Annotated in this window: 7 protein-coding genes; all 7 read right to left on the bottom strand. The window is 65.1% G+C overall.

From position 1 onward, the window contains the following. A partial coding sequence (locus ACTQV4_RS09965) for a hypothetical protein (RefSeq protein WP_441569749.1) occupies positions 1 to 215 on the bottom strand: 215 nt, incomplete at its 3' end. 11 nt (positions 216 to 226) lie between these two features. Beyond that, positions 227 to 670 carry a hypothetical protein gene (locus ACTQV4_RS09970; protein ID WP_441052914.1) on the bottom strand — a complete coding sequence of 148 codons (444 nt, stop codon included), beginning with the start codon at positions 668 to 670 and terminating at the stop codon, positions 227 to 229. Next, entirely contained in the window at positions 671 to 2,044 is a 1,374-nt protein-coding gene (locus ACTQV4_RS09975; RefSeq protein ID WP_441032695.1) for a peptidoglycan DD-metalloendopeptidase family protein, read from the bottom strand. It lies immediately after the preceding gene. Between the two features lie 171 nt (positions 2,045 to 2,215). Continuing rightward, a complete protein-coding gene (locus ACTQV4_RS09980; protein WP_441031703.1) occupies positions 2,216 to 2,908 on the bottom strand; it encodes a LamG-like jellyroll fold domain-containing protein in 693 nt (230 codons plus the stop codon). A 1-nt stretch (position 2,909) separates the two neighbouring features. Further along, positions 2,910 to 3,560: a hypothetical protein gene (locus ACTQV4_RS09985; protein ID WP_441031701.1), complete on the bottom strand. Its 651-nt coding sequence runs from the start codon at positions 3,558 to 3,560 to the stop codon at positions 2,910 to 2,912. Between the two features lie 2 nt (positions 3,561 to 3,562). Further along, positions 3,563 to 5,410, bottom strand: a complete 1,848-nt coding sequence (locus tag ACTQV4_RS09990; protein WP_441031699.1) for a hypothetical protein — start codon at positions 5,408 to 5,410, stop codon at positions 3,563 to 3,565. A gap of 24 nt (positions 5,411 to 5,434) precedes the next feature. After that, positions 5,435 to 5,956 (bottom strand): DUF7172 family protein (locus ACTQV4_RS09995; protein WP_441569750.1); only part of this gene is annotated, 522 nt, incomplete at its 5' end.

Genomic DNA, 5,956 nt, shown 5'->3' on the forward strand with positions numbered 1-5,956 from the left:
CCGCCGACCCATAGTGCCTTCCCGCCATTGACGGACTTGCCGCCCTCGAACAAAAAGCCGAGGTCTGTCCCGCCGATGCCGAACCGCTGCGTGGGCTGGTCAGTCCCGCCGTTGCCCGCCGAGGTGTGGATGAACGTGCCAACCGGCACGTCGGGGACGATGGATGCTGGGATGATCTTCCGCGCCCAGCTGAATACCTGATTAATGAATGACATCATTTCTGCTCCTATCCGGGGTAGATGGAACCGTGCTGCGAACCAGCACGATCAACACTCACCGGGGCTGCGTGCTGACCGTACTCCGCCGACTCGTCCATCGGAGGGTTACTGTCCGCAGCGCCGACCGACTGGTATGGCTGCTTCTTCTCGTTGATGGTGTCGAGCAGTTCCCGGCTCATTTGGTACATCCGCTCCATCGCGGCCACGGTGGCTGCGGTCTGCGCGGCCTGAACATCGTCCTCGGTCGCCGTCGAGTTCGACCCGCGGTTCAGCTTCACCAGCGCTAGACCACCGGCGACCATGCCAGCGAGCTCCGGGGCATAATCCAGCCACGCCTGCGCCTGATCACTCGTCGCTTTACCCGACAGCAGCATCGCGGCCGAGAACACGAACGCCGCGGCGTAGATCACCCCGCGAACGATGATGGACACGTCAATTCCCTTGATTTTCACTTACTTCTCACCCTTCTTGATTCGGTTGATCAGATCTTCGTTAGCGAGGAACAGCAGCTCGACGGGCGTGCACGCGCCCGTGTCCGCTAGCTTCTTCTTCGCGGACGCGATGACCGACTCGGCATCCCACCCGGCGAAGTCGGGGAGCCCGTCCTGCCGGTACTTGTACCCGGCGAGCTGCTCGAACGACAGTCGGGCGTAGTCCTCGGCGGTCAGCTTCGACGCGAAGACTGGAGGGCCGACTTCCGCCCCGGGCGGGGTGGTGTTCCCCTCGCCCTGAAACAGGGCGCGGAGCTTATCCATCCCGCCGCGGAAGGCGTTCGCGTCCACCTTCATCCCGGCGACGACGGCCCGGTCGGTGAACTGCCACATCGCCACCTCCAGACCGCCGTAACCAGCCCAGCCAGCGTCCCCTGCGGTCGAGTACAGCGCCGAAGCGTAACCCGGGGTCGTGGACGGGTAGTTCGAGGACCACAGCGGCGGGAGCCCGGACAGGTCAGGCTTCCCGGCCTTCGTCCAGTACCACCGGGGGAGGTAGGTCAGGATCACCCGGTAGCCCCGCCCGCGAAGCGCGGACACGATGCCGTGCCACAGGCCCGGGTCGTAGCCGCTCTTGTCCTCGATGTCGAGTGCGACGGGAACGTCCTTCTCGGGTAGCTGCGCTTCCAGCGCGGCGGCGTGATCCTCCGGCGATGTTTCCTCGCGCACGTAGATGTAAGCAGCGGCCAGCACGCCGTTAGCCTTCGCGTCGTCCAGGTGCGACCGGAACACCGGGTCGCGCCACGTCCCCTCGGTCGCCTTGATGATGGTGAACGCGAAGCCTTCCTCCTTCACCCGGCGCAACGAGAAGCCGTTCTGATGGTTCGAGATGTCCACGCCGAAGAGCACATCGCCCCCGGCTGGTGATTCGCCGGTGACGGGGGCGCGACCACCACCGGGCGGTGGGTAGGCCGCGTCCTGGAGCCAGGTTTCCGGGTCCACGCGCTTCCCGCCGTAGCCACGTTCCCACACCGTGACGTGGAGGTGCGGGCCCGTGGACTGGCCATTCGACCCGACGTAGCCGAGCAGCTGCCCGACCTCCACCCGGTCGCCCAGTTTCAGCCCCGTGGCGAAGGCGTTCCACATGTGCCCGTACTCGACGCAGCCCCCGCCGTCCGCGTCGGACGAGTCCACGACGATCCACTGCCCATAGCCCGAAGCGGGTCCGATGTACTGCACAGTTCCAGACTGGACGGCGTAGAACGGGGTGCCGTCCGGGGCGGCTAAATCTGTTCCGGAGTGTGATTCTGGTCGGCCCGTCACGGGGTTGATCCTGCCCGCGAACCGGGATGTGATGGTGAATGTGTTCTTCGGCATCGGCCACTGTCTGCTCATAGGTTGAGTCTAACCGGCGCGACCGCCCCGTCCCCTATACATGAGGAAGCCCCCTCGCCATAGCTGCCCACTAGGCGAGGGGGAGGTCGTAGCAACACGGGCCTTAATCCCTTCGGAACCGGCCCCCAATCTGCTGTCTGGAGGTCAGCGGGGACTGGTCCTGCTTGCGGTCTAGAATACCACGCCCCACCCGCTCCGCTTCGTCCCCCGCGTCAGCGACTCCGCAGACTGATATAGCCCCATAACCTCGGAATCTCCGAGCAGCGCTTCCTGGATGATCAGCTCGTCCACCACAACCGCCCCGGCGGACACGCCGACGGTCATGGTACGGGGACGGTCGAAGTTCACGAGGTTGAACAGCCCGCCGCTATACGACTGCACGGCAACCAGCGTGCCGTTGATATACATGCGGGCGCGGCACCCGCCCCATATCGTCGTCCCCTCGACGGTGAGGGTCACGAGGTGCCACCGATCCGGTGATAACTGCTCCGACCGGGCGCGGAGCGCGAACCCGCCCGAGGACAACCGCACCCACCCCTCGACCGTGCCTGGAGGATAAACCGAATTGGCGCCGTACACCCGCGCACCCATGCCGGGAATGTTGCCCCACTGAAACAGCTCCGCGGTCGCGGAACTCGCAGAGTACCGGAACCACAGTGATACCGACACCGGGTAGCCTGCAGCAGCAGCGGACGACACCGGGATAGTCGCACCAGCGTTCGCGGGAATCGACAGCGCCTGACCATCCACGCCCTGCACGTACACCGGGGAGCCAATCATCGCCCCGCCCGTGTTGAGCCGCCCGTCGAATGACTCATGTGTCTGAACCGCCCGCGCCGTCCTGACCCAGTCCTTGATACTCATGCTAGGACTCCTGCACCCGAAGCGTAACCGTCACACCCGCCGAGGACGCGGACGAGATCGCAACCCGCACCGGGCCCGTGATGGGGACGGACATCGCCGACTGCTTCGACACCACCCCATCCCCCACGGTAATAGACCCGGTCGCCCCACCGCGCAGCGTCACAGTCACCGCCGAGCCGGGGGTGCCGACCGCGACACCGATATGCGTGATCTTCAACCCCGCCGCGCCCGTGCCGATCAGTAGGGGCGGGGACACTTCCTCGCCGTTGATCGTGCCCGGCACGCTGAACGGGATAACGTAGGCGGGCTTCGCTTCCGCCTTCGTCGCGTAGGTCGCCCCGGCTTCGGCCTTCGTCAGCAGCGGGGCGATCGCTTCCGCGAGCTGCTTCGGGGTCGTCGCAGCCGCCGCGAGCCGGATGTACTCGTTCGTTTCATCCGACAGGCGGAGTGTCACATCCTGCTCCAGCGTCCCACCCCCGGCGAGCCCGTCCCCGGCGATGATTTTCCGACCGAGGACTTCCGCCGACGCGGTGGCCTGCAACTCGCGGAGCCGCTGCACCAGCCGCTCCACCGTCGCGGAGTCCGCCGAATCGTCATTCTTGATCTGCTCGATGATCTCATTGAGTAGATCGTCGTAGTTAATTTCAGCCATCGTTACGCTCCTGCTAGGAAGATCATGCGGAATTGTGATTCCATTCCTCGGATGTTGCCAGTCGCCCCGGCGTTACCCTCGGTCGTCCAAATCCACGGGTACAACCTTGTCCCTGCGGTGAGGAACTCCACGCCGGTCGCCATACTGATCTGACCGAAGCCAATATCGTTCCACAACACGAGCCCCCGATCACCCGCGTTAATGTCCGTTGTCAGGCCGCAGCCCTTAGCGCCGGGGATGGTGGCGAAACCTTGCCGGGCGTACAGGTTGTACCACCCATCAACCGGGGCGACGAGGTACGGATCATTCGTGGATGCGTTCGCCACGCCACCGTAGTTCTTGCCGACAACGAGCTTCCCGTCCGAGTAGGCGCGCATACGGGTAAACCGTGCTGCTGGCGGGTCGTACTGCGGCCCGGTCCAGCGGAGCACACCGTAGGGCTTCGTGCGGAACGACGGCGCGCCAAACAGCGCGGTCGCCTGGTCAGCCGATAGGGTGCCAGCCGGGCCAGCCGGGCCCTGCGGACCCTGCGGGCCAGTATCGCCGCGGAGTCCCCTATCACCCTGCGGTCCCTGCGGACCGACGAACGCAAACGGGTCCGACCACGACGTACCATTCCACATCACAGCTTTACCGCTATCGGTCATGACGTAGGTGTCACCCACCGCCGCCGATGGGGGCAGTGATGCCGAGGATGCGACCTCCCCGCGAACGATCAACGACCGACCGTCCTTACCGGGTAGGCCGGTATCGCCCTTCGGACCCTGCACACCTTGAAGCCCGGTATCACCCTTCGGACCGGTCGGCCCAACATCGCCCTTCGGACCCTGCGGACCCATCGGACCCTGCGGGCCAGTATCGCCCTTCGGGCCCTGCGTGCCTTGGATGCCCTGCGGGCCGCGCGGACCAGTCTCGCCCTGCGGGCCACGGAACAATGGTGCAGCGCCCTCGGGCGGGAACTTCGCCCCATCCCACACGTAAATCCGACCATCAGCGGTGACAACCCAGCCCTTGCCCTTATCAGACGAGGACAAACCCTTCGGGAGATCAGCGTAAGTCGCGACCATCGACTCGTACGACACCGAAGCGCCGTCCTTACCGTCCTTACCCGCCGCACCAGTGTCGCCCTTCGGGCCCTGCGGACCCTGCGGACCCTGCGGACCCTGCGGACCCTGCGGACCCATCGGCCCCTCCGGCCCGCGTGGACCCTCCGGCCCGGCGACCGTGCCGATGGACTCGACCTGTCGCGTCGCTTCCTCCGCCGCCGTGACGGAACGCTCCGCAGCAGCAGCAGCGAGCGCAGCGTACTGCTCCGCTTCCACCGACACCTGATCCGCCGCGACCTGCGCCGCGTCCTTCACCAGGTTCATCACCTGCTCCACAGCCATTTCCGACCGAAGCGCAGCCGTCTCCGCCTGCTCAACCTGCGCCGACAAATCACCGAACTGTGGAATCACCGCCCGGACTTCGCGGGACGTTTCCAAGTCCCGGCCTACCCGCATCACCAGCGCATCCCCATCCACGCGGATGCCCAGCACCGACTCGCCGGGCAGCGTCTTAGCCCGGTCCTCGATCATCTGGAACACCTCCGCCATAGTGGGGAAGTACTGCGCCGCCGCGGGGAACTCAATGTAGTCGATCAGATCGACCCACCCTTCCTCCAGCAACTGCTTGATGTGCGGGGTGAACCGCACCATCATCTGCTCGTTGTGTCGGAGGAACGGGGTCGGCTTCCCATCCCGGTCGGCGGTGAGGACGGCGTGAGTGCCCTGGATGCGCACCACCACACCGAACTCGGGAACGTTATCCGCCGGGACGGGGATGCGTCCGTAATCCTGTTCAAGTGCCATTGTTGTGTGTCCTATCTAGTCGAGCTATACGGGGTCGGGGAAGGCGAAGAATCGCATGGTGTTCGAGAATGCCCAGACGAACGCGGTCGGCCTACCATCGCGCGGGTGAGCATCGCCCCACGGCACCCGGACGTAAGCGTTCGTCACCAGTGAGACGCGGAACCGAACGTCCAGCGATTGTCCCGCTGGAACGCGAATCTGGTCCAGCGTCGAGGTGGCTTCCGGGGTGGACTGCCACGTCGTAATCGGGGGCCACTCGTCCCCACCCATCCCATTGAACGGTGCGAACAGGCCCGCGCCCCACTCCGTGTTCCACGTCGGCTCCGTCGTCGGCTCCGGGGCCATGATTTGCGTAAGCCCATCGGTCCCGACCCGCGTCGTGTACGACTCTCGGAGAAACACAGTGTGCGGACACGTCGTGCTCATGGTTCGGCGAGCGCGTTGGATCTGAACCTGAACCGTCACAGGAACTCCGAAGTCGTTCTTCCAGTGCCCGCGCTGCTCAATCAGAATCTTCTGGTTATCAATCGGCGAGTGCTCTTTAAT

Origin of the sequence: Collinsella sp. LCP19S3_B11 (assembly GCF_052121915.1) — a bacterium.
GTDB lineage: Bacteria > Actinomycetota > Coriobacteriia > Coriobacteriales > Coriobacteriaceae > Collinsella.

Excerpts from the sequence above, each read along its gene's own strand:
- ACTQV4_RS09975 (WP_441032695.1), bottom strand. The coding sequence starts at position 2,044 with ATGAGCAGACAGTGGCCGATGCCGAAGAACACATTCACCATCACATCC.
- ACTQV4_RS09980 (WP_441031703.1), bottom strand. The coding sequence starts at position 2,908 with ATGAGTATCAAGGACTGGGTCAGGACGGCGCGGGCGGTTCAGACACAT.
- ACTQV4_RS09985 (WP_441031701.1), bottom strand. The coding sequence starts at position 3,560 with ATGGCTGAAATTAACTACGACGATCTACTCAATGAGATCATCGAGCAG.
- ACTQV4_RS09990 (WP_441031699.1), bottom strand. The coding sequence starts at position 5,410 with ATGGCACTTGAACAGGATTACGGACGCATCCCCGTCCCGGCGGATAAC.